The 20,086-nt window shown below is 44.5% G+C and carries 18 protein-coding genes; 15 read left to right on the plus strand and 3 right to left on the minus strand.

From position 1 onward, the window contains the following. The first annotated feature begins 112 nt into the window (after positions 1–112). Positions 113–667: a copper amine oxidase gene (locus NSQ91_RS12535; protein WP_036686116.1), complete on the plus strand. Its 555-nt coding sequence runs from the start codon at positions 113–115 to the stop codon at positions 665–667. An 80-nt stretch (positions 668–747) separates the two neighbouring features. Further along, entirely contained in the window at positions 748–1,059 is a 312-nt protein-coding gene (locus NSQ91_RS12540) for a DUF1292 domain-containing protein (protein WP_036686118.1), read from the plus strand. A 130-nt stretch (positions 1,060–1,189) separates the two neighbouring features. Here NSQ91_RS12540 and NSQ91_RS12545 read toward each other — a convergent pair whose 3' ends face one another. Continuing rightward, a complete protein-coding gene (locus NSQ91_RS12545) occupies positions 1,190–2,665 on the minus strand; it encodes an aminotransferase class I/II-fold pyridoxal phosphate-dependent enzyme (RefSeq protein ID WP_036686120.1) in 1,476 nt (491 codons plus the stop codon). A gap of 97 nt (positions 2,666–2,762) precedes the next feature. On the opposite strand from NSQ91_RS12545, the gene NSQ91_RS12550 reads away from it, so the two are divergent. From NSQ91_RS12550 to NSQ91_RS12565, 4 genes are all read left to right on the plus strand, one after another. Continuing rightward, entirely contained in the window at positions 2,763–4,052 is a 1,290-nt protein-coding gene (locus NSQ91_RS12550; RefSeq protein ID WP_076129116.1) for an MFS transporter, read from the plus strand. Positions 4,053–4,429: 377 nt separating this feature from the next. Then, positions 4,430–5,026, plus strand: coding sequence for a hypothetical protein (locus NSQ91_RS12555; RefSeq protein ID WP_036686566.1), 597 nt, complete (start codon positions 4,430–4,432; stop codon positions 5,024–5,026). Positions 5,027–5,285: 259 nt separating this feature from the next. After that, complete coding sequence (gene gndA / locus NSQ91_RS12560) at positions 5,286–6,701, plus strand: NADP-dependent phosphogluconate dehydrogenase (protein ID WP_038570246.1); 1,416 nt, start codon at positions 5,286–5,288, stop codon at positions 6,699–6,701. Between the two features lie 144 nt (positions 6,702–6,845). Further along, positions 6,846–7,394, plus strand: coding sequence for a shikimate kinase (locus NSQ91_RS12565; protein ID WP_235219530.1), 549 nt, complete (start codon positions 6,846–6,848; stop codon positions 7,392–7,394). A gap of 4 nt (positions 7,395–7,398) precedes the next feature. Here the strand turns inward: NSQ91_RS12565 and NSQ91_RS12570 are convergent, their stop codons facing one another. Then, positions 7,399–7,704 (minus strand): rhodanese-like domain-containing protein, encoded by a 306-nt coding sequence (locus NSQ91_RS12570; RefSeq protein ID WP_036686126.1) that lies wholly within the window; start codon positions 7,702–7,704, stop codon positions 7,399–7,401. 110 nt (positions 7,705–7,814) lie between these two features. Between NSQ91_RS12570 and aroA the strand changes: the two genes are divergently transcribed. The 7 genes from aroA (at position 7,815) to NSQ91_RS12605 (ending at position 17,515) form a co-directional block, all read left to right on the plus strand. Further along, positions 7,815–9,107: a 3-phosphoshikimate 1-carboxyvinyltransferase gene (gene aroA, locus NSQ91_RS12575; protein ID WP_076305215.1), complete on the plus strand. Its 1,293-nt coding sequence runs from the start codon at positions 7,815–7,817 to the stop codon at positions 9,105–9,107. A gap of 75 nt (positions 9,108–9,182) precedes the next feature. Beyond that, positions 9,183–9,617 (plus strand): CoA-binding protein, encoded by a 435-nt coding sequence (locus NSQ91_RS12580; RefSeq protein WP_076305214.1) that lies wholly within the window; start codon positions 9,183–9,185, stop codon positions 9,615–9,617. Positions 9,618–10,301: 684 nt separating this feature from the next. Beyond that, positions 10,302–10,970, plus strand: coding sequence for a hypothetical protein (locus NSQ91_RS12585; protein WP_076305213.1), 669 nt, complete (start codon positions 10,302–10,304; stop codon positions 10,968–10,970). A 788-nt stretch (positions 10,971–11,758) separates the two neighbouring features. Continuing rightward, the gene (locus NSQ91_RS12590) at positions 11,759–13,645 is read left to right on the plus strand and encodes a glucose PTS transporter subunit IIA (RefSeq protein WP_036686132.1); all 1,887 of its coding nucleotides are present in this window, start codon (positions 11,759–11,761) and stop codon (positions 13,643–13,645) included. Continuing rightward, positions 13,642–15,411 (plus strand): phosphoenolpyruvate--protein phosphotransferase, encoded by a 1,770-nt coding sequence (gene ptsP, locus NSQ91_RS12595; protein WP_076136100.1) that lies wholly within the window; start codon positions 13,642–13,644, stop codon positions 15,409–15,411. The genes NSQ91_RS12590 and ptsP overlap by 4 nt, the downstream gene beginning before the upstream one ends. 180 nt (positions 15,412–15,591) lie before the next feature. Next, complete coding sequence (locus tag NSQ91_RS12600; RefSeq protein ID WP_094902125.1) at positions 15,592–16,122, plus strand: sigma-70 family RNA polymerase sigma factor; 531 nt, start codon at positions 15,592–15,594, stop codon at positions 16,120–16,122. After that, positions 16,115–17,515 (plus strand): DUF4179 domain-containing protein, encoded by a 1,401-nt coding sequence (locus NSQ91_RS12605; protein WP_340918011.1) that lies wholly within the window; start codon positions 16,115–16,117, stop codon positions 17,513–17,515. The genes NSQ91_RS12600 and NSQ91_RS12605 overlap by 8 nt, the downstream gene beginning before the upstream one ends. 93 nt (positions 17,516–17,608) lie before the next feature. Here the strand turns inward: NSQ91_RS12605 and NSQ91_RS12610 are convergent, their stop codons facing one another. Continuing rightward, on the minus strand, positions 17,609–18,133 hold the full coding sequence (locus NSQ91_RS12610; RefSeq protein ID WP_076189861.1) for a type 1 glutamine amidotransferase domain-containing protein: 525 nt from the start codon (positions 18,131–18,133) through the stop codon (positions 17,609–17,611). A gap of 209 nt (positions 18,134–18,342) precedes the next feature. Between NSQ91_RS12610 and NSQ91_RS12615 the strand changes: the two genes are divergently transcribed. Then, positions 18,343–18,807 carry a hypothetical protein gene (locus NSQ91_RS12615; protein WP_076279819.1) on the plus strand — a complete coding sequence of 155 codons (465 nt, stop codon included), beginning with the start codon at positions 18,343–18,345 and terminating at the stop codon, positions 18,805–18,807. Positions 18,808–19,059: 252 nt separating this feature from the next. Continuing rightward, positions 19,060–20,070, plus strand: a complete 1,011-nt coding sequence (ccpA, locus tag NSQ91_RS12620; protein ID WP_036686140.1) for a catabolite control protein A — start codon at positions 19,060–19,062, stop codon at positions 20,068–20,070. The last annotated feature ends 16 nt before the right edge of the window (positions 20,071–20,086 follow it).

Below are 20,086 nucleotides of genomic sequence, written 5' to 3' on the forward strand. Positions count from 1 at the left end.
GACCATAATATCATTTTTCGCAAGATCAATGAAATATTTACCTGAAATCAGCGCAACTTGCTGAAACAAAGTAAGTATATATTAACAGCATGAATTATCTGGAGGGTCTCAAATGAATAGATGGAAAAAAATCACTTTGTGCGTGTTTGCTTTTTCCTTAATGGGTGGCTCATTATTATTCGCCGATTCCGTTAATCAGAAAATTAGAGTATGGAGCAACGGAAAAGAAATTGTAGACGGCGGTTATCTAATTGATGGAAAAACGTACATTCCTGCTAGAGAAACAGGCGGGGTTGTTACTTGGGACGGTTCTGGGAAAGTTACGATCCTTAAACCTAATGTCCATATTGTACTTTTTAAAGGGGATACGGTTTTTGGCAATGTCAATGTAGGCAAGCTGAAAATAAAGATATTAACTCAGGTAGATAGTCTGACCGAAGAGATTTCAGCTGTGAAAGTGGCCATGACAGATCCGTCTGGAAACGTTAAGGATATTCAGTCACAGGTGCTTGAAGGCTCGCAGAAGGATAATTTCTGGTTTCCAACCTCGGAGTTTACTTATGATTTTAAAGAAGCGGGCAAATATCGGGTAGGCTTCTATATTAAGCCCTCCAAAAATGCCGATTACGTACTTGTGTCGGAGAAGGTAATAACAGCGTTAAATTAGGTGTTCTAAATTGACCTGAACTAATCTAACGTGGTACGATACCAGATGTAGGATAATACAATTCAAAGTGAGGTATTACAATGAGCGATCACAAACATGAGCATGGTGAAGCATGCGGTTGCGGGCATGATCACGACCATGAGCACGAGGAGTTTGTGCTGACCTTGACGAACGAGCAGGGCGAAGATGTGGAAATGGTGCTTGTAGAAACGTTCGACATAGGCGAGAAATTATATGCTCTGTTGTTAGAGCGCGAGAATCCAGAAGCAGACGGCATTATTCTGCGTATGGAAGAAGAAGACGAAGAAATGGTATTGTATAATATCGAAGATGAAGAAGAATGGAAAGCTGTTGAAGAAGCTTACAACAATCTGCTTGCTCAGCAAGAATAGATTCTAGCGACTAAACTTAAGCTGTTCTATGTGAATGGAACAGTTGATGCTTATATACAGAAACCCGATACTCATTATGGTATCGGGTTTTTGTATAAATGATTTAAGTTTTTAAGGGAAAAGATAGATCTTAGGATATAGGATCGGCTTCAACAATCACCTTAACATTAGTGATGCTGCGGTCCTCAGGCCCTTTAACCGGCAGGCCGATTTCGACGTGGTCGATAATGTAGTCGATATTATCCTGAGTAATGACTTCGCCAGGGAGGAGAATCGGTATCCCCGGTGGATATACATAGATAAACTCTGCAATGATGTATCCAGCAGATTCGCGGAACGGAACTAACTGAGTGTCAGCATAAAAAGCATCTCTTGGAATTAAAGCAAGCTGCGGGATTTCTGGAACCTGAACCTTCAGTTCATAGATTTCACCCTTGCTATAATGGATAGCGGATAGCACCCGTAAAGCAGCTAATAATTTATCTACTGATTCTTGAGTATCACCTGGGGTAATAAGGCAAAGAATATTATACATGTCACTCAGTTCAACTTCGATGTTGTATTTCTCACGCAGCCAGTTTTCGGTTTCGTAACCAGTGATCCCTAAATGGCGAACGTGAATGTTAAGTTTGGTTGGATCTAGATCGAAAGTTGCTTCTGTTCCAAGTATTTCTTTACCAAAGCTGTACAAGCCTTCGATAGTGTTAATGGTCTCGCGTGCGTAGTTGGACAATTGGATGGTTCTTTCCGCCATTTCATGTCCGTTCAGCGCGAGATTGCGTCTAGATGTATCGAGAGACGCTAATAAAATATATGAGGTTGATGTTGTAGTCAGCATGCTCATAATGGTCTGCACCCGTTGTGGGTTAATCAGCCCAGTCTTCGCATTTAGATTCAGTACCGAGCTTTGCGTCATGGAACCACCAAGCTTATGCACACTAGTGGCAGCTATGTCCGCACCGGCCTGCATGGCCGAAACCGGCAGATCCTCATGAAAATGAATCAGTACTCCATGTGCCTCGTCCACCAGAACGGGTACCCCGTAACGGTGAGCCAGGTCGACAATCGAACGCAGGTCGGCACATACGCCGAAGTACGTTGGATTGATAACTAGAACTCCTTTAGCGTCTGGATGACGCTTTAACGCTCGTTCCAGCGCACTGGTGGTTATGCCGTGATCTATCCCGAGATTCTCATCCTGTACAGGCGAGACGAACACAGGCTTGGCTCCGGAGAAGATAATGGCCGACATTACGGATTTATGAATGTTACGCGGCACAATTATTTTTTCACCCGGTGAGCAGACAGAGAGGATCATCGTCATGATGGCATTGCTCGTGCCCTGTACGCTAAAATACGTATAGTCGGCGCCGAAAGCCTTCGCAGCCAGCTTTTGAGCCTCCTGGATTACGCCAGTTGGCTGATGTAGATCATCAAGCGGTGCGATGTTGATTAGATCTATGGATAGAGCGTTATCGCCGATAAACTCACGGAATTCGGCATCGGTTCCTAGCCCCTTCTTATGCCCGGGAATATGAAATTGAACTGGATTGCCGGCGGCATGCTTTTTTAGAGCTGTGAAGAGGGGAGTACGGTGTTGATTCATTTAATGCTGTCACAACCTTTCGCGAATAGTTAATTTTTAAGGCAAGCATCAGTATAACAAAACAATCTTCAGAATACTAGGATTTGGATGTGATAGAATGTCCACGAAAGCTGAACAACGGATGAATATTAGTTTAGCATCACCATTTATTATTGAGATGTGGGTAATTATTTTTTTAGTTGAATTTGTTAAAGGTTCGCTGCTTGTTGCTTTATTGCCAGTGTATATGGAGAATATACTGGGGCTGTCGGTGACAGTAGTGGGATTCGCTTTTGCCCTACAGTATTTGGGGGACAACGTCTTCCGCAGCCCTTCAGGCTGGGTTATGGAGCGCATAGGGTTCCGCTGGACGATGACAAGTGCATTGCTGCTGATTTTAGTAGCCATTGGTTTGATCATCTATGCCAAAACGGCCGTTGCGTTATCCATCGCCTGTCTCATTCTTGGGATCGGGACATCTCCGCTTTGGCCATGTGTGATGACCGGGATTACCGAGCTGGCCGGATCAACCAAAAGCGGCAGCAGTGGTGCGGCCATGGGCGCTGTTGAGATGGCTTCTCTCGCAGGAACAGGAATCGGTCCAATTGTTGTGAATTTTTTAATGGATCAGGGTGGACAAAGCTATCACGTGGCTTTTCTAGTCTTGTTAGGTTGTGCTGCCGCTGTAGTTGTAGTAGCCCTTTTCTTACCTAAACGAATCTCTTCTAGCGGGTCTCATGCTGTCGTGAGGGACATGCATGGACTTGGCGGAGCAATGGAACGTAAAAAACTTAGTCCGTTAGAAAGTATAAAAAGAACGCTGCATCAGGTGAGAACTACCCTGAAAGTCAGCAGATGGCTGTACCCGGCGTTGTTCCTACAGGCCTTCGCCATTGGCTTGATGACACCTGTAGTTACCTTGTTCGCACGTACAGAGCTGCATGTTAGTCCCAATCAATTCAGTTTGCTCCTCATTGCAGGGGGAGGGATTACAGTTCTTGCACTTATTCCCGCAGGTAAGCTGGTGGACCGTATAGGGACAACGGTGTTTCTGAATATAGGTTTTTTGTTAGCTGCCTTTTCGCTGGCCTTTTTCTCTCAGGTTCGCTGGCTGCCACTTGCCTTTATCGCGGTGGCACTGGTCGGTATAAGTTACGCGCTTATCCTCCCGGCATGGAATGCCTTTCTGGCTAAACAAGTACCTAAGGGAGAACGAGGGACGGTCTGGGGGCTGTTCCTGACACTCCAAGGCTCAGGAATGGTAGCGGGGCCAGTATTATCAGGTAGATTATGGGATCATGTAGGACATGGTGTCCCATTCCTGGCAAGTGCTATTGTAATGCTGATGCTCTTCGGGCTGCATCTGCTTATCGTGCATAGAACGAAACAGAAATTTAAGACTAGCTGAGGAAAAAAAGCCGCTGATAACCGGAGAATGATCCGGTATATCAGCGGCTTTTTAGAAAATTAGAAGGATATACGATATAACGGAAGTAAGTTTCGAAGGTCTTCTGTATGACACTGTGCAGCTGAAGGACTAGAACGTTTATGCTCCAAAAGGACTAAAAGGCATTAAAATTCTCGATCAGCGTTTGGAGAAAGGCTGTTGCGGGTAAAAATAGTCAATAAACCAAGTTACCGCTACATAAACTGAAGTATAAAATAAGATTAAGACGAACGCAAAAAGGAAGTTAACTCAAGAAGAGGTCCGGCAGCCATGATTACTCTGGAATTGAACTAATGAAGGTTGGCTTTACAGATGTGAAGCTGTTAGGGGGGAGTGCCGTGAACAAAAACGACGAGGTGGAATATTGTAACCTGGAACTGCGGTTCGACAGACAGCATATCCAGGACCTGATCAAGGATTTGATTCAAGAAGGTTATTCCCTATATTGGAGCGAGAATGAACAAGTCTTTGTGATTTCGGTCCGTACGGGTCGTAAGTTAGTGAAATTGCGGTTTCAAAGGATTAAAGACGGCTATAAGCTTGTGGGCGATTATATGATCCGTGATGCTCGCTTGTCAGAGTGGATGGAGAAATTAATTGGGGATATGCGCGGGCATGCAATCGTTAAACGTTTCCGGGATCGGCAGATTATTATTGAAAATATTTTGTTTGGCGAAGTGATTCGCCTAGTTGAAATTTCTGGTTATCAGCAGCGCGTGTTATATCAGAAGGGACCTATGCTCACAGATGAGGAGCTGACAAGACTCTTTTATTCTATTGAAGGGGAAGAACGGGTTCGCCAGCGGAGAATTGAAGTAGATGAACAGTTGGATCGGTTAAATGATGCCCTAAAGGCTGGAGATACGGTTCGCGCGGACAAATGTCGAGCTGAGCTTGCCTTTTTGACCAAGGAATTGTTTATGTTAGAATGGTAAGCAAGTGCCGCAAATGTTCTTTCAAGGCACCCCGTTCATCGGGGTGTCTTATATTTGTATTGGAACTTGCAGACAGGGGTTCACTTCTGACGTTAAAAACGTTAAAATAGTCATTGTGATCATTTCTTAGACTGAATTTGTCAATGAAATTGATCTCTATTCGCAGGGCAGGCTTTGCTGTCTCTGATAAAGGGTGGTATTCTTATACTGCGAGAAATGGATTTCACAAAAATATAGGGTGCAAAGGGTGGAGGACCAGATGGCAAAACAACAAATCGGCGTTATTGGCTTGGCGGTAATGGGCAAGAATTTGGCTCTAAATATCGAAAGCAAAGGTTTTTCCGTATCCGTATTCAACCGCTCCCCGGAGAAGACACATGATCTTCTTGCTGAAGCGGAAGGTAAAAACCTCGTAGGCACATTTTCCGTTGAGGAATTTGTAGCTTCGCTGGAAACACCGCGCAAAATTCTGATCATGGTTCAAGCTGGTAAAGCTACTGATGCTACCATCGAGCAACTGCTGCCGCATCTTGATCAAGGCGACATCATTATCGACGGAGGGAATGCTTACTTCCCTGATACAGTTCGTCGTAGTAAAGAGCTGGAAGAAAAAGGTTTCCGTTTTATCGGTACTGGAGTTTCTGGTGGTGAAGAAGGTGCTCTTAAAGGTCCTTCGATTATGCCAGGTGGTCAAGAAAGTGCGTATAAACTTGTAGAGCCTATCCTAACGGCAATCTCAGCCAAAGTGGACGGAGAGCCTTGCTGTACATATATCGGACCTGACGGTGCAGGACACTATGTTAAAATGGTGCACAATGGTATCGAATATGGTGATATGCAATTGATCTGTGAAGCTTATCAGTTGTTGAAAGATGTTCTAGGTCTGGATGCAAAAGAACTTCACAATATTTTCAAAGAGTGGAACAGCGGCGAGCTCGACAGCTACTTGATCGAGATCACTACTGATATCTTTGCTCAATACGACGAAGAAACCGGCAAACCTATGGTTGACGTTATCCTTGATTCCGCTGGCCAAAAGGGTACTGGTAAATGGACAAGCCAAAGCTCACTAGATCTTGGTGTACCTCTGTCCATGATTACCGAATCCGTATTCTCCCGCTTCCTGTCTGCTATGAAGGATGAGCGCGTAGAAGCAAGCAAAGTGCTTAACGGACCAGAAGCAACAACATTTGAAGGTGACAAAGCCGAATTCATTGAGAACGTGCGTAAAGCATTGTTCGCGAGCAAAATCGTATCCTACGCGCAAGGTTTCGCTCAACTTCGCGTAGCTTCCGACGAATATGGTTGGGATCTGAAATATGGCGAGCTGGCTAAAATCTGGCGCGGCGGCTGCATTATCCGTTCCCGTTTCCTACAAAATATCACAGATGCTTATGAGAACAATGCAGAGCTTAAGAATCTGCTTCTTGATCCTTTCTTCAAGAATGTTATGGACAATTACCAATCTGCATGGCGTAAAGTCATTGCTTCTGCGGTAACTTTGGGTGTTCCAGTTCCTGGATTCTCCAGCGCATTGGCTTACTATGACAGCTACCGTACAGAACGTTTGCCTGCTAACTTGCTTCAGGCTCAACGTGATTACTTTGGCGCTCACACCTTCAAACGTGTGGACAAAGAAGGCGTCTTCCACCACAACTGGATGGCAGCGGAATAATCTAATTGACGGTATGACAAGCGGCCCGGACGGCTTCACCAGAAATGGGGAGCCTTTCGGGTCTTTTTTTACTGGAAGAAGCGGATTGTCTAATGTTTTGACCCTGTGTTATGATATGACAAATATCGCGGTTGGAGGATAGTCATGGCTGGGGATACAGAAGAACTAAAAACGATGAGTCAGGAAGATAAGAACAAAAACATTATTTTAGTAGGGATGATGGCGACTGGTAAGTCAACTGTTGGTGCTATTTTGGCCGAGGAGCTGGGCTATGAGCTGGTTGATTTGGATCATGTCATTATTGAGACTGAAGGCAGAAGCATTGCAGAAATCTTCGCAGAAGATGGTGAGGAATACTTTCGAAGCGTAGAAACTGCGGTTCTAAAGCAAATGCTAGAGTCTGAGAATAAATTAATATCCACTGGTGGAGGCGCGGTATTGGCGCCGGGGAATACAGCCTTAATGCTGAGTAAAGGGCATGTAGTTGCGCTAACGGCAACTGAGGAAGAGATTATTGCACGTGTTAGCGGGGATGAGAATCGTCCGCTGCTCGCCGGCAATGCAGAAGAACGGGTCAGACGAATCATGGAAGATCGCCAGGATGCATACCTATTCGCGCATTACACGGTCGATACAACGGGACTGACTGCGGCAGAAGTGTCGCAACATATTTTAATGCATTACCGCGGTTGAGCTTTTAAGAGAGTGTCTCATTCCATTCAATCATACCGCCGCTAAGGTTCGCAGCGTTATAACCAAATTGCTGTAGATATTCGCAGACACGTTGGCTGCGGGCACCGGAACGGCAAATGAAGATCACTTTGGCATCGCTTGGAATATCTTCAGTACGGTGCGGAATTTCTCCCATAGGGATATGTTGTGCACCGGGAATCATCCCAAAGGCCACCTCTTCGTCTTCGCGAACATCGATGAGTACAAGGTCTTCACCTGTCTCTATACACTGCCGTAATTCTTGCGGTGTGATTTGTGGTACATTATGCATGGGTTTGACCTCTTTTCATCAGAAGAATGGTTTAATGATAACACAAGAACAGAATACCCTGTCAAACGAGCATTACATACCCACTACATCTACTAAGGAGAGTTTATATTATGGACGTTATTGTTAGGCCAACGCCATCTCTGCAAGGAGAATTTGGAGCCCTCTCTTCCAAAAACTATACGACACGTTATCTGCTGGTTGCGGCATTGTCTGAAGGAGTAAGTACGATTTATCATCCTGCACATAGTGAGGATAGCGACGCGATCCGCCGCTGCATAGCAGATTTGGGTGCTGTGCTTACAGAAGATGAGGAAAAGATTGTGATTCAAGGCTTCGGACGTCACCCAAAAGACGTTAAAGAACTTAATGTAGGAAATGCCGGAGCAGTGCTGCGTTTTCTTATGGCTGTGGCCGCGTTAAGTCCTGAGGTTACTTTTGTAAATACGTATCCAGACTCATTGGGCAAACGTCCGCATGACGACTTGATTGTGTCGTTGGAACAGCTAGGTGTTCAGGTGGAGCATAATGAAGGGAAACTGCCGATCACGATCCGTGGGGGTAAACCGGTTGGAGGCAGAATTACTGTCTCTGGTGCAGTAAGCTCCCAGTTCTTAAGTGCTCTACTGTTTCTGACACCATTGCTTGAAGAAGATAGTGAAATTATTGTCCTCGATGATTTGAAATCGAAGGTTGTCGTGGGCCAAACCTTGGAAGTGTTGGAGCAGGCAGGTATTGTGGTGCACGCCGCGGATGATTACATGTCCTTTAAAGTTCCAGGTCGTCAAGCTTATGCAGCTAAATCATATACTGTTCAAGGTGACTACCCAGGCTCTGCGGCAATCCTTGCGGCGGCTGCCGTTACAAAGTCGGATGTGAAAATTCACCGTCTTGCAGAACAAAGTAAACAAGGTGAAAGAGCCATTGTTGATGTACTGCGGATGATGGAAGTTCCTCTTACACATGAAGAGGGTACAGTACATGTCCAAGGGAACGGTATCCTAAAAGCTGTTGAATTCGATGGAGATGCTGCAACAGATGCGGTACTGGCCATGGTGGCTGCTGCAGTATTTGCAGAAGGTACCTCCCGATTCTACAATGTTGAGAATTTGCGCTATAAGGAATGTGATCGCATTACCGATTACTTGGCAGAGTTAACCCGTGCCGGAGCCAAGGTAGAAGAACGACGCGATGAGATTATTATTCACGGCATGCCCGAAGGTGTCGAAGGCGGAGTCACCATTAATGCGCATTATGATCACCGCGTAATTATGGCACTATCCGTAGTAGGCTTGCGTGCGCGTCAACCTCTTTTGATTAAGGATGCACATCATGTGGCAAAATCTTATCCGCAATATTTTGATCACTTGCGTGCGCTTGGTGCGAATGTGGAGTGGGTACAATAGGAATAAGGGAGCTAGCATATCTAGCTACAATTAAACAAGGATCATTAAGTGTAACTATGGAAAGGGGCACAACTTATGAGCTTTGAGAATCCAAGTCGGGAGCAGATTGGAGATATTCTTGCTTCCGCAGGTAACATTGCTGTTGTTGGCTTATCAGACAAAACAGATCGTACCTCTTATATGGTCGCGGGCGCCATGCAAAGCCGGGGATATCAGATCATTCCCGTTAACCCAACGGTGGACGGAGAAATCCTGGGAGAAAAGTGTTATCACACTTTAGCAGAAATTCCAGAGCCAGTGGACATCGTCAATGTATTCCGTCGAAGCGAACACTGCGCAAAGGTCGCGCAGGAGGCAGCTGACATTGGCGCACGTGTGCTGTGGCTCCAGCAGGGTATAGTTAGCGCGGAAGCCGCTGAAATCGCCGCTGAGCACGGTATGATCGCCATTATGGACCGCTGCATCAAGGTCGAAGAAGCGATCACAATGCATGGGCGTAGCCGGCAGTAGGTTCGGTTATATAACTGTTAAACTAAACACTGAGTTAAATGTGTAGTGATTATAGTTAGCGTTGACCAACGGACGTAACAAGGAACTGACGAAGAACGAGCAAACTGGCGAAGAATGAGCAAACTGGCGAGAACGAACTAACTGGTGAAGAATGAGCAAGCTGGCGAAGAACGAACTAACTGGTTAAGAACGAACTAGCTGGCGAAGAATGAACGGGCTGGTGATGAACGAACTAGCTGGCGAAGAATGAACGGGCTGGTGATGAACGAACTAACTGGTGAAGAATGAGCAAACTGGCGAGAACGAACTAGCTGGCGAGAAATGAGCAAACTGGCGAAGAACAAACTAGCTAGTGAAGAACGGACTAACTGGTGAAGAACGAACTAACTGGTGAAGAATGAACTAGCTGGTGAAGAACGGACTAACTGGTGAAGAACGGACTAACTGGTGAAGAACGAGCAAAAGTGGAATAAACTAACTAGGTTTAAATTTATGATGCTGTGGCTAATGCAAACTTAGATGATGAAGTTTAGCCAAAATAAGTGGTATTGTGTAACGCAAGGTGCGATTTCTAATGTAAAACGCCTGTTGAGCTAGTTATAATAAGATTAGACGAAGAACGTCCTTTAAACCGCTTTTTGCGGTGAAGGGCGTTTTTTTATTTTGTAGGGGAGGCTATAGGTTATGGAGTTTGAAGAAGCGCATGGTTTGTTTATCGACCAGCATATGAAATCAAGAACAGGTGAAAGAAGAGGGAGGCTGGTTAGAGGACATAATTTTGCGGAAAAGCTATTTTTGCAGAATGTATGGTGGCCTATGTTTGAGTCCCTAGACGATTTGCATCCAGAATACGAAGTATATGACTGGAATCGCAAATCACAATTTCTGGACTTTGCTTATCTTCCACAGACGGGCAGCAGCTTTGGGATCGAGTGTGATGGATATCAAAGCCATGTGAAAGATATGGACCGCGAGAAATTCAACTATTCAGTAAATCGGGACACTTTTTTGACTGGGATGGGCTGGAGGATGATTCATTTTTCTTTTGATGATATCCAGCAACGTCCCGAGGTCTGCCGGATGCTGTTACAACTGGTGCTGGCGCCTTACTTGGCGCGTAAATCTGCTAGCGTAGCTATTTTATCTGAGGAAAAAGAGGTTCTGCGTTTCGCTTGGCGTCTGGGGAGACCGGTACGTCCAAAGGATGTGGCCACGCATTTCTGCATTAATTTCCGTACGGCGCGTCGATTGCTGCAATCATTAAGTGAGAAGGGGGTGCTGAAGCCGGTTAATCAGGGAGAAAGAATTCGGTATTATGAGGTGAAGGCTCTCAGACCAGATCAAATGTGGTAAGAAGATCTTTAGGAGGTTGGGAAAGGGAATAAGTGCACTTTATACAACTAAAACGCTAAAATAGCCATCTAAATGCGAAATAGTTGTACTTTGTACACTTAGAACGCATCAAAGATTAGGTTAAGTGGGAAATCACTAAAAATAGTTGTATGAAGTGCAGTTAAAAAAGTGCTCAGAGTAACGCCGATATAAATAGTTGTACAAAGTACACTTAAACTCAGGTGGAATTCCTAACTGTGAGTTTAGGGTGTTAGAGCTAGTTAGTGTGGGAGAAAAGTTCGATGTTATGAAGCGAATGCTCTGAGATCAGATTAGTTCAGACCAGACCAGACCAAATCAAATCAAATCAGATCAGATCAAATCAGACCAGGTATGCTAGGGACATCTATAGGACAGCTGCGCAAGGGAATAATTGCACTTTATACAACTAAAACGCTAAAATAGCCATCTAAATGCGAAATAGTTGTACTTTGTACACTTAAAACGCCTCAAAGATTAGATGAAGTGGAAAATCACTAAAAATAGTTGTATGAAGTGCAGTTAAAAAGGTGCTCAGAGTAACGCCGATATAAATAGTTGCACAAAGTACACTTAAACTCGATTCTAACTCTGTAGTATCGATAGCCTCACGTAAATACCAGCCGTTCTATGGATACTAATGAATAAATGTTTAGTGGAATGTGAGAATATTTGTTTTAAAAATGTAACGTGATGATCTCATGAGTTTCTTTTGACAAAAATCCCCGCAGCGCTTACCATTCAATATAGAAAGAAAGGAGAGGGTAGCCTTGAATTGGCTCGGATCATTGCAGCAATTGGGCAGAGCCATAATGCTTCCTACCATGGTACTGCCGGCGGCAGCCATTTTGCTGAGTTTGGGCAGCTTACCTTGGTCTGCATGGGGACTTTCTTCGGTGTCTGAAGTGGCTACTTACGCGGGGCAGGCAATATTTTATTATATGCCTTATTTGTTCGCTGTAGGTGTAGCATGGGGGTTATCCAATCAAGCCGGAACAGCGGGTCTTGCAGCGCTGGCTGGGATGTTCACTTACGACCGAATTGTCACCCAAATGGGAGACGGGCTTGTACAACCTGCAACACTAATCGGAATTTTGCTGGGGATCGTTGCCGGTGTCGCGCAAAACCGGTTTAAAAATATTAAGCTTCCAGAGGCGATCCAGTTTTTTGGAGGGTCGCGTTTTGTTTTGCTGTTCATGGGCTTGTTTTCTGCCGGGTTCGCATGGGTAATGTTAGGAATATCTCCGCTGCTGCAGATAGGGCTGGATAATCTTTTTCAGGGAATATTGCAGACGGGCGGGTTTGGTGTTTTTATCTATGGGGTCCTATATAGGGTTCTGACCGCTTTTGGACTACATCATATTCTTAATAATGTGTTTTGGTTTCAATTTGGGAATTTTACGACTCCTGATGGCAGTGCTGTGGTTCAGGGGGATTTGCCGCGTTTTTTTGCAGGTGATCCTACGGCGGGGATTTTTATGGCGGGGTTGTTTCCGATTATGATGTTTGCGCTGCCTGCCATTGCTTTTGCAATTATTCAGGAAGCGCGCGAGGATTTGAAGCCCAAGATTAAAAAGACTTTTGTACGGGCGGCGTTGGTTTGTTTTCTGACCGGGGTTTCGGAGCAGATCGAATTTGCATTTTTATTTGCTTCTCCGTATTTATTCGCGGTACATACTGTAATGTCCGGTCTCGCTATGGTGTTGACCTACATGCTGGGAATCCATCACGGGTTCTCCTATTCGGCTGGAGCCATCGATTTCTTCTTGAACATGCATTTGTCACAGAGGGCTTGGCTGCTGATTCCGATTGGTATCGGCTACGGGATTGTATACTATAATTTATTTCGCTGGGCGATTCGCCGTTTTCAAATCCCGACACCGGGGCGTGAAGAAGGTTCAGAGCTTGGGGATTGGGCCGGCAATATCCCTTATCAGGCACCGCTGATCTTAGAGGCGCTTGGAGGGAAGGAGAATATTGTACAAGTGCAGTCCTGTATCACCCGTCTGCGGCTTACCGTTCATAATGACCGATATATAGATACTGGAGCGCTTAAAGGTTTAGGTTCTGCTGGGATTATCAAGCTAGGCGGCGGAAATGTCCAGGTAGTATTTGGCACGTATTCAGAACTGATCCGCGAGGAGATTAATAAGCTTATGCTTCGTGATTTACCGCAGGTGCTGTTCAGTTCGCCAATGCAGGGTAGAATGATGCCCATTGAGGAAGTGCCTGATCACATTTTTGCGGCTAAGCTAGTGGGCGATGGTGTTGCATTTTTGCCGGAAAAAGGGGAACTTACTTCACCCGTATTCGGGAAAGTTATGCACGTCTATCCTACAATGCATGCCGTGGGTATTTCGACACCGGAAGGGTTAGAGGTACTCATGCATATAGGGATCGACACTTCACAGCTCAAGGGACCCTTTGAGGCGGTTGTAAAAGAAGGCGACAGCGTGGAGCCAGGTCAATTGCTTGTTAAATTCGACCTCGCTTATTTGCGTGAACATGCGGCCTCATTGGCTACACCGATGGTGATCACGAATCCTGATCGAGTCAAATCATGGAGCTATGCTCCATTTAAAAATGTTAAAAAGGGGCAATCATCAGTAATGTCCGTAGTCTTACACGAAAGTAACGTTGGAGGGATTGAAGGATGATACAAGGCATAGGCGCAGCAGCAGGTGTAGCTATCGGGAAGGCCTTTGTCTTGCCGAACTGGGAATGGAGCTTACCGGATACACAAGTGAACCCAGTGGATCTAGCTAAGGAGTTTGAGCGTTTATACGAAGGTATCCGTACCTCTAAGGACGAGATTGAATTCATCAAAAAAGAGTTCAGAGAAGTGGTAGGTCCGGAGGAATCGAGTATTTTTGATGCTCATCTGGCGATCTTAGATGATCCTGTGTTCATGAGTGAAATCCGAGGGATCATTGAGCGCCAGTACAAGGCGGCAGAAGTAGCTGTGAAAGAAGCGATTGATCATTTTGTAGCGATGTTTGATCTGCTAGACGATGAGTACATGAAGGAGCGGGCGGTGGATATCAAGGATGTCGGAAACCGTCTTTTAAAACATCTTTTAGGCGCTCCAGAGGTTACGTTACCATCGGATACACAGCCATATATTCTTGTTGCGAAGGAGTTGTCTCCTTCCCAGCTAGCTCACTTGAATCCAACTTATGTTCTAGGTATTGTCACTATGATGGGCGGTAAAACCTCACATTCCTCCATTATGGCTCGTGCGCTAGGCATTCCTCTTGTAGCAGGCTTGGAGAATAATCTGTCTAATCCTATTCAGACCGGGGACATGCTTGTGATCGACGGTGATACCGGATCTGTACAAATCCATCCAGATGAACTTACGATAAATGAATACGTAGCGATTCGGGATAAACAGCATAAAAAGAAAGAGCAACTGGAACTGCTCGCCACCGTGGAGGCTGTTACCAAGGATGGTGTGAACCTGCGACTTGCCGGCAATATCAGTTCAGTTAAAGAACTCAACATAGCGCTTAAGTATGGAGCTGAAGGCGTAGGCCTGTTCCGCACGGAGTTTCTTTATATGGATCGCAGATCTTTTCCAACTGAGGATGAACAATTTGAAGTGTATAAACAGGTTGTCGAGAAGGTGGGCAATAACACTGTAGTGATTCGTACGCTGGATATTGGCGGGGACAAGCAGTTGGATTATATCCAGCTGCCTGAAGAGCAGAATCCTTTCCTTGGTTATCGGGCGATTCGCATCAGCTTGGACCGATTAGATATGTTCAAAACCCAGCTAAGTGCCATTTTGCGGGCAAGTGCATACGGGAATGTAAAGTTAATGTTTCCAATGATTTCTTCCGTAGAGGAAGTGCAGGCGGCAAAAGTTGTTTTAGAAGAAGTGAAAGCTGAGCTGGAGCAACGAGATATCCCTTTTAACCGGAATCTTCCTGTGGGTATTATGATTGAAGTTCCGGCAGCGGTTATGATTGCTGATTTACTGGCTGAGGAAGTTGACTTTTTCAGTATCGGCACTAATGATTTGGTTCAATATGTGTTAGCGGTAGACCGTATGAATGAACAAATTGCTCATATGTATCATCCGTACCATCCAGCGGTTCTGCGAATGATCCGTATGACGGTAGAAGCGGCACGTAATGCCAAGATTGATATCAGTGTATGTGGTGAAATGGCGGCGGATGAGCGTTCTTTGCCTCTTTGGCTGGAGCTTGGAATTAGAGAACTCAGCATGTCGCCGCAGGCGCTGCTGAAGGTTAAACACCGCACACTGAACACACTGGCCAAGGATGCTAAAAGAATCGCCAAAGCGTGTTTCCACCATCGTACAAGCTCAGAGACGGAAGAAATGTTAACTGCGTTTGCCCAAAAAAGTGGTCTTACACTTGGATCAAGCGGGGAACTACAGGAGAAAGCCTCATCCTAAAATTACTGTAACTTTTATTCATTTCATATCAAGGTTCGGCATTCTTGCCGAGCCTTTTTCTTTATTTAAGCCATACTTTTAAAAAAAACAAAACCGTTTGCCCTGCGGCGCAGTCAATACATAGAGAGAGTTACACAGAACCGATTTAAGAATAAAGGCAAGGGGGGAGGCGGGCCGAAAATGGATCACATTATAAATGACGAAATGGAAATGGCTGCTACGGACGAAGAGCTGTTTTATGAGCAAGTGGCTGGACAGAAAAGAAAACTTTATAGCATTGCTTACAGCTATTTGCGAAATGAAGCGGATTCGCTGGAGGTTTTGCAGGAGGCCACCTGCCGTGCATGGATTAAACGAAAAAGCTTAAAAGATGCGGAGCGTTTCGCTCCTTGGTTAACACGTATTTTGATTAATTGCTGTAATGATGAGCTGAAGCGCCGAAAGAGGAATACAGTCGCAGAAGCTGCTCGAAGTGATGAGGGGATCATGGAGATGAAAAGTGACCGCAGACTGGACATGGAACAAGCGCTGGATGGAGTGAAACCCAAATATCGCCAAGTGCTGGTGCTCAAATATTACAAGGATATGACCCTTGCCGAGATTGCAGAGGTGCTGGATAAACCCGAGGGCACAGTGAAGACATGGCTGAATAAAGGATTAAAACAACTGCGTGACAAAATGAAGCGGAAGGGGGAGCTATTTTATGGCTGAGTCTGAAGAGAAGCTGCTTAAAGATTATTTTCAGAAAATCGATGCGGAGGCAGAAGAAATTCTGGATGTAAAACTGGACACCGCGATCCGCAAGGGGATGCAGCAAGGGAACCGTTCACGTTTGTCTTTTAGAAAAAAGTACGCTGTTGTTGTATTGGTAGTCTTGGCATTCGCCTTACTTATAATTGTGCCTTGGGCAAATCAGATGATAAATCCCGTACGTGCGCAATTACCTCCAAAAAGCTGGGGTCAGCTTGAAGTGTTTAGACCCGTTATTGCTAATAATCTGACGATTAAATCAGCACTTGATGCGGGGATGATGAAGGAGGTAAATATCTCTTCTCCTGAGGTGGATGGGATAACATGGACTGTTAATGGAATCATTGCAGACCGGAGAGGCATTGCAGTACTTTATACAATCCAGAACAATACGGATCAGAAGATGCGGCTTTTTGGCTTGTCTTTGAAAAAGACTCCAGAGGATAAATACCACCTTAGTGGATACAGCGGGTTTAGCACTTCTAATGCACAAGAGGTTGGGTCCCCTGGGACGACTCGTATGTATGAGCAAATCGTCTGGGATAAATATCAGGATGAGATACCAGAGGAGTTGAATATCACACTATCGCTTTTTCCAGATGCTCTTGGTCAAGTTTTTAATAACAAGGATATAAAAGAAATGGATGTCAAAATTCCACTGGAAGCTGATAACAATTATTTTGAAGGAGAACTCGTTGATCTGAAGGATAGTCTGTCTATCGGCGGACAGAAAATTATAATGGACCAGGTTTATATTGGGCCTACGGGTATTTATATGCGACAAACCTTTGGCAGAGAGAATACGATGAGGATTTTCAGTTTGCTTTCACCTAAGCTTGTCCTCGGAAAAGGGGATCATCAAGAGGAACTAATGTGGGCAAGTGCTTCGAATATTTACCACAATGACAATATGAGACCTGATGATCCAATCAAACTTGAAGTTGAGGGAATCTCTGCTCTAGATCAGTCAGAGGTCGAACTTGTGATTAATACGGAAACACAGCAGATTTTAAAGGCACCGGATAACTATCTCACGATTTCTAAACGGACCGCGGATGAGGAGAAGGGGATTATATTATTGGATTTATTGATTCCCAAAAAAGTTGAGGAGTTGCATGAAGCAACCGGTTTTGGGATAGACGATAATTTTGTGGATAGCGCTGGAAGCGGACATTGGCTTGTACATGATTCTGAGGGTTATTCTAGATATAGAGAATACCGTGAGGACGCTAAGGGAACTACAATAACTTATTTTCTCAACGTAGGCAAAGAAAAGCTGCCTCAACCGCTGACCTTCAAATTTAACGATTATCCAAACCTGATCATGGAAAAAGTAAGCATGCGGATTAGATAACCATCTGGATTTTAAACACCTCAAATCAAAAGCCCTGTTCCTCAAATTGTGAGAAACAGGGCTTGTTTGATTTTAAACTATATACCTACTGTTTTATTCCCCAGCGAGTGCATCGCAAAAGGCTTTCCCGTATGGCGGAAGATCTGGCGGGCGGCGAGCAGAAATGATATGTCCATCCGTAACCACAGCTTCATCCTTCCAGATGGCTCCGGCATTCTCCATGTCATCACGGATGCCTGGCGTGGAGGTGACGGTTACACCTTCCAGAATTTTAGCGGAAATTAATACCCAGCCTGCATGGCAGATCTGCCCAATCGGTTTTTTAGCCGCATTAAAATCCTGTACGAGCTTTAGAACGGCACTGTATCTACGGATTTTATCAGGAGCCCAGCCGCCTGGAACCAAAATCCCATCATAATCTGCGGCATTAAGCTCGTCCCAGGAGTATTCTGCTTTAGCAGGTACGCCATATTTACCGATGTACGTCTTATCTTTTTCCAGACCTGCCAAATGAACCTCAGCACCTTCTTCTCTCACCCGATACACGGGATACCAGAGCTCCAAATCTTCAAATTCATCGTCTACGAGTGCTATGACCTTTTTACCAGCTAGTCTCATTTAGTTAAGCTCCTTTCGATTCCCATGATTCTTTCATTATTCTATCAAATTTAAAATATGAAGTCATCTTTAGGGATGCAAATTATAGACAAATTGCCAATTTAATCATTATATGCAATAAAGGAGGGTTTTAATCGAGTGGAGTCGAATATAGAAGTTGAAAAAGTCAAACTTTGTGCTTTATTAATTTTGTGCAAGAGGTGTAGAAGATGTATAAAGATAATTTGATGGAGAAGTTGTGCAGTTGTGGTGGCCTCATGAACTTACATATGCATTCTTTGATTTTTAATACGAAGATGAAGATTACCCATGTTCCTGTCTATACCTGCCCAGAATGCGCTAGTTATGAACCTTTGCAGTTTATTAAAGCAGATCTAGGCAAATTAGTAAAAGAACTCAGTGGAGAGGATCCGGGAAAAGATTTTTTGTTTACGGAGAGAAATGAATTGGCCAGTGTATTAAAAGAATCCTTGTCAGAAACTATAATAGGGGGAATATCAGAACTAGAGACAATAATCCGAGAGAGGATTCAGAGTCGAGTCGATATGCTTCTCGATATCTATCGTTTAGCTGAGAAGCTGTCAGACCAGCATTGGATGGAAGAAACTAGTCGAAGATTGTCTCAATTAACCTTCCAAATGGCTGAAAATGAAGATTATAAAAAAATTGTGTGAAAATAATGAAAATTTTTCACGGAATGTTGGATTTTTCACTCACTTTTTGTTACGATAGATAGAAGTTACATTATTGATGCTCTTGGACAGGTTAACCAGCACTGGTCACAATTTTAATCCAGGGTGACGTTTTCAGCCTTGAAAGAAATTTTGAAAGGAAAATGAAGCGTTATCATTGCACAAATGTACAAAGTGTCGTATCATATTTTTAATTAGTCGAACGATAAAATTTATCGCAATGGAGAGAGTAATTTGACGGTAACCATTTACGATGTAGCTCGAGAAGCAGGCGTATCTATGGCTACGGTATCACGGGTTGTGAATAATAACCCTAACGTGAAACCGCAGACCCGGAAGAAAGTTTTTGAAGCGATTGAACGTTTGGGATATCGTCCCAATGCCGTGGCAAGAGGTCTTGCCAGTAAGAAAACGACAACCGTTGGGGTTGTCATCCCTGATATTTCAAACTCGATTTTTGCAGAAATTGCACGCGGGATTGAAGATATCGCGAACATGTATCATTACAATATCATATTGTGTAACGCGGATAAGCGTAAAGAGAAAGAAATTCGTGTCATTAATACCCTTTTGGAGAAACAGGTCGATGGTCTGCTCTTCATGGGGGGTACAGTAACTGACGAACATATTCAAGCTTTCCAGACTTCTGCAGTTCCGATTGTTCTATGTGCTACACGGGATGAGAAGGGAACTTATCCTTCCGTTGACATCGATCATGAAACCGCTGCTTTTGATGCTGTGAACACATTGATTCGTCACGGTCATCGTGAGATCGCTATGATCAGTGGCACACTGCAGGATCCTGCAAATGGATATGCACGTTTCCATGGTTACAAGAAAGCATTGGAACAGGCAGGAATCGAGTACCAAGAGGATTTGGTACGCATCGGTAACTACCGCTATGAATCTGGTGTAGAAGCAATGAAGTATTTCCTTGGACTCAAGAAGAAACCAACCGCTATTTTTGCGGCAACGGATGAAATGGCTATTGGTGCCATTCACAGTATTCAAGATGAAGGTCTGAAGGTTCCGGATGATTTCTCCATCATTAGTGTGGATAATATTCGTATGGCTTCGATGGTTCGTCCTTTGCTGACAACCGTAGCTCAGCCTATGTACGATTTGGGCGCAGTTGCGATGAGACTTTTGACCAAGCTTATGAAGAAAGAAACCGTTGAGAATCCGCGGGTTATCCTGCCTCATGAAACGATTCTCCGCTTGTCGGTTAATCATCTAAATAAGTAATTTAAGAACTGAACAG

This window comes from Paenibacillus sp. FSL R7-0048, assembly GCF_038004505.1.
Taxonomy (GTDB): Bacteria; Bacillota; Bacilli; order Paenibacillales; family Paenibacillaceae; genus Paenibacillus_AQ; species Paenibacillus_AQ odorifer.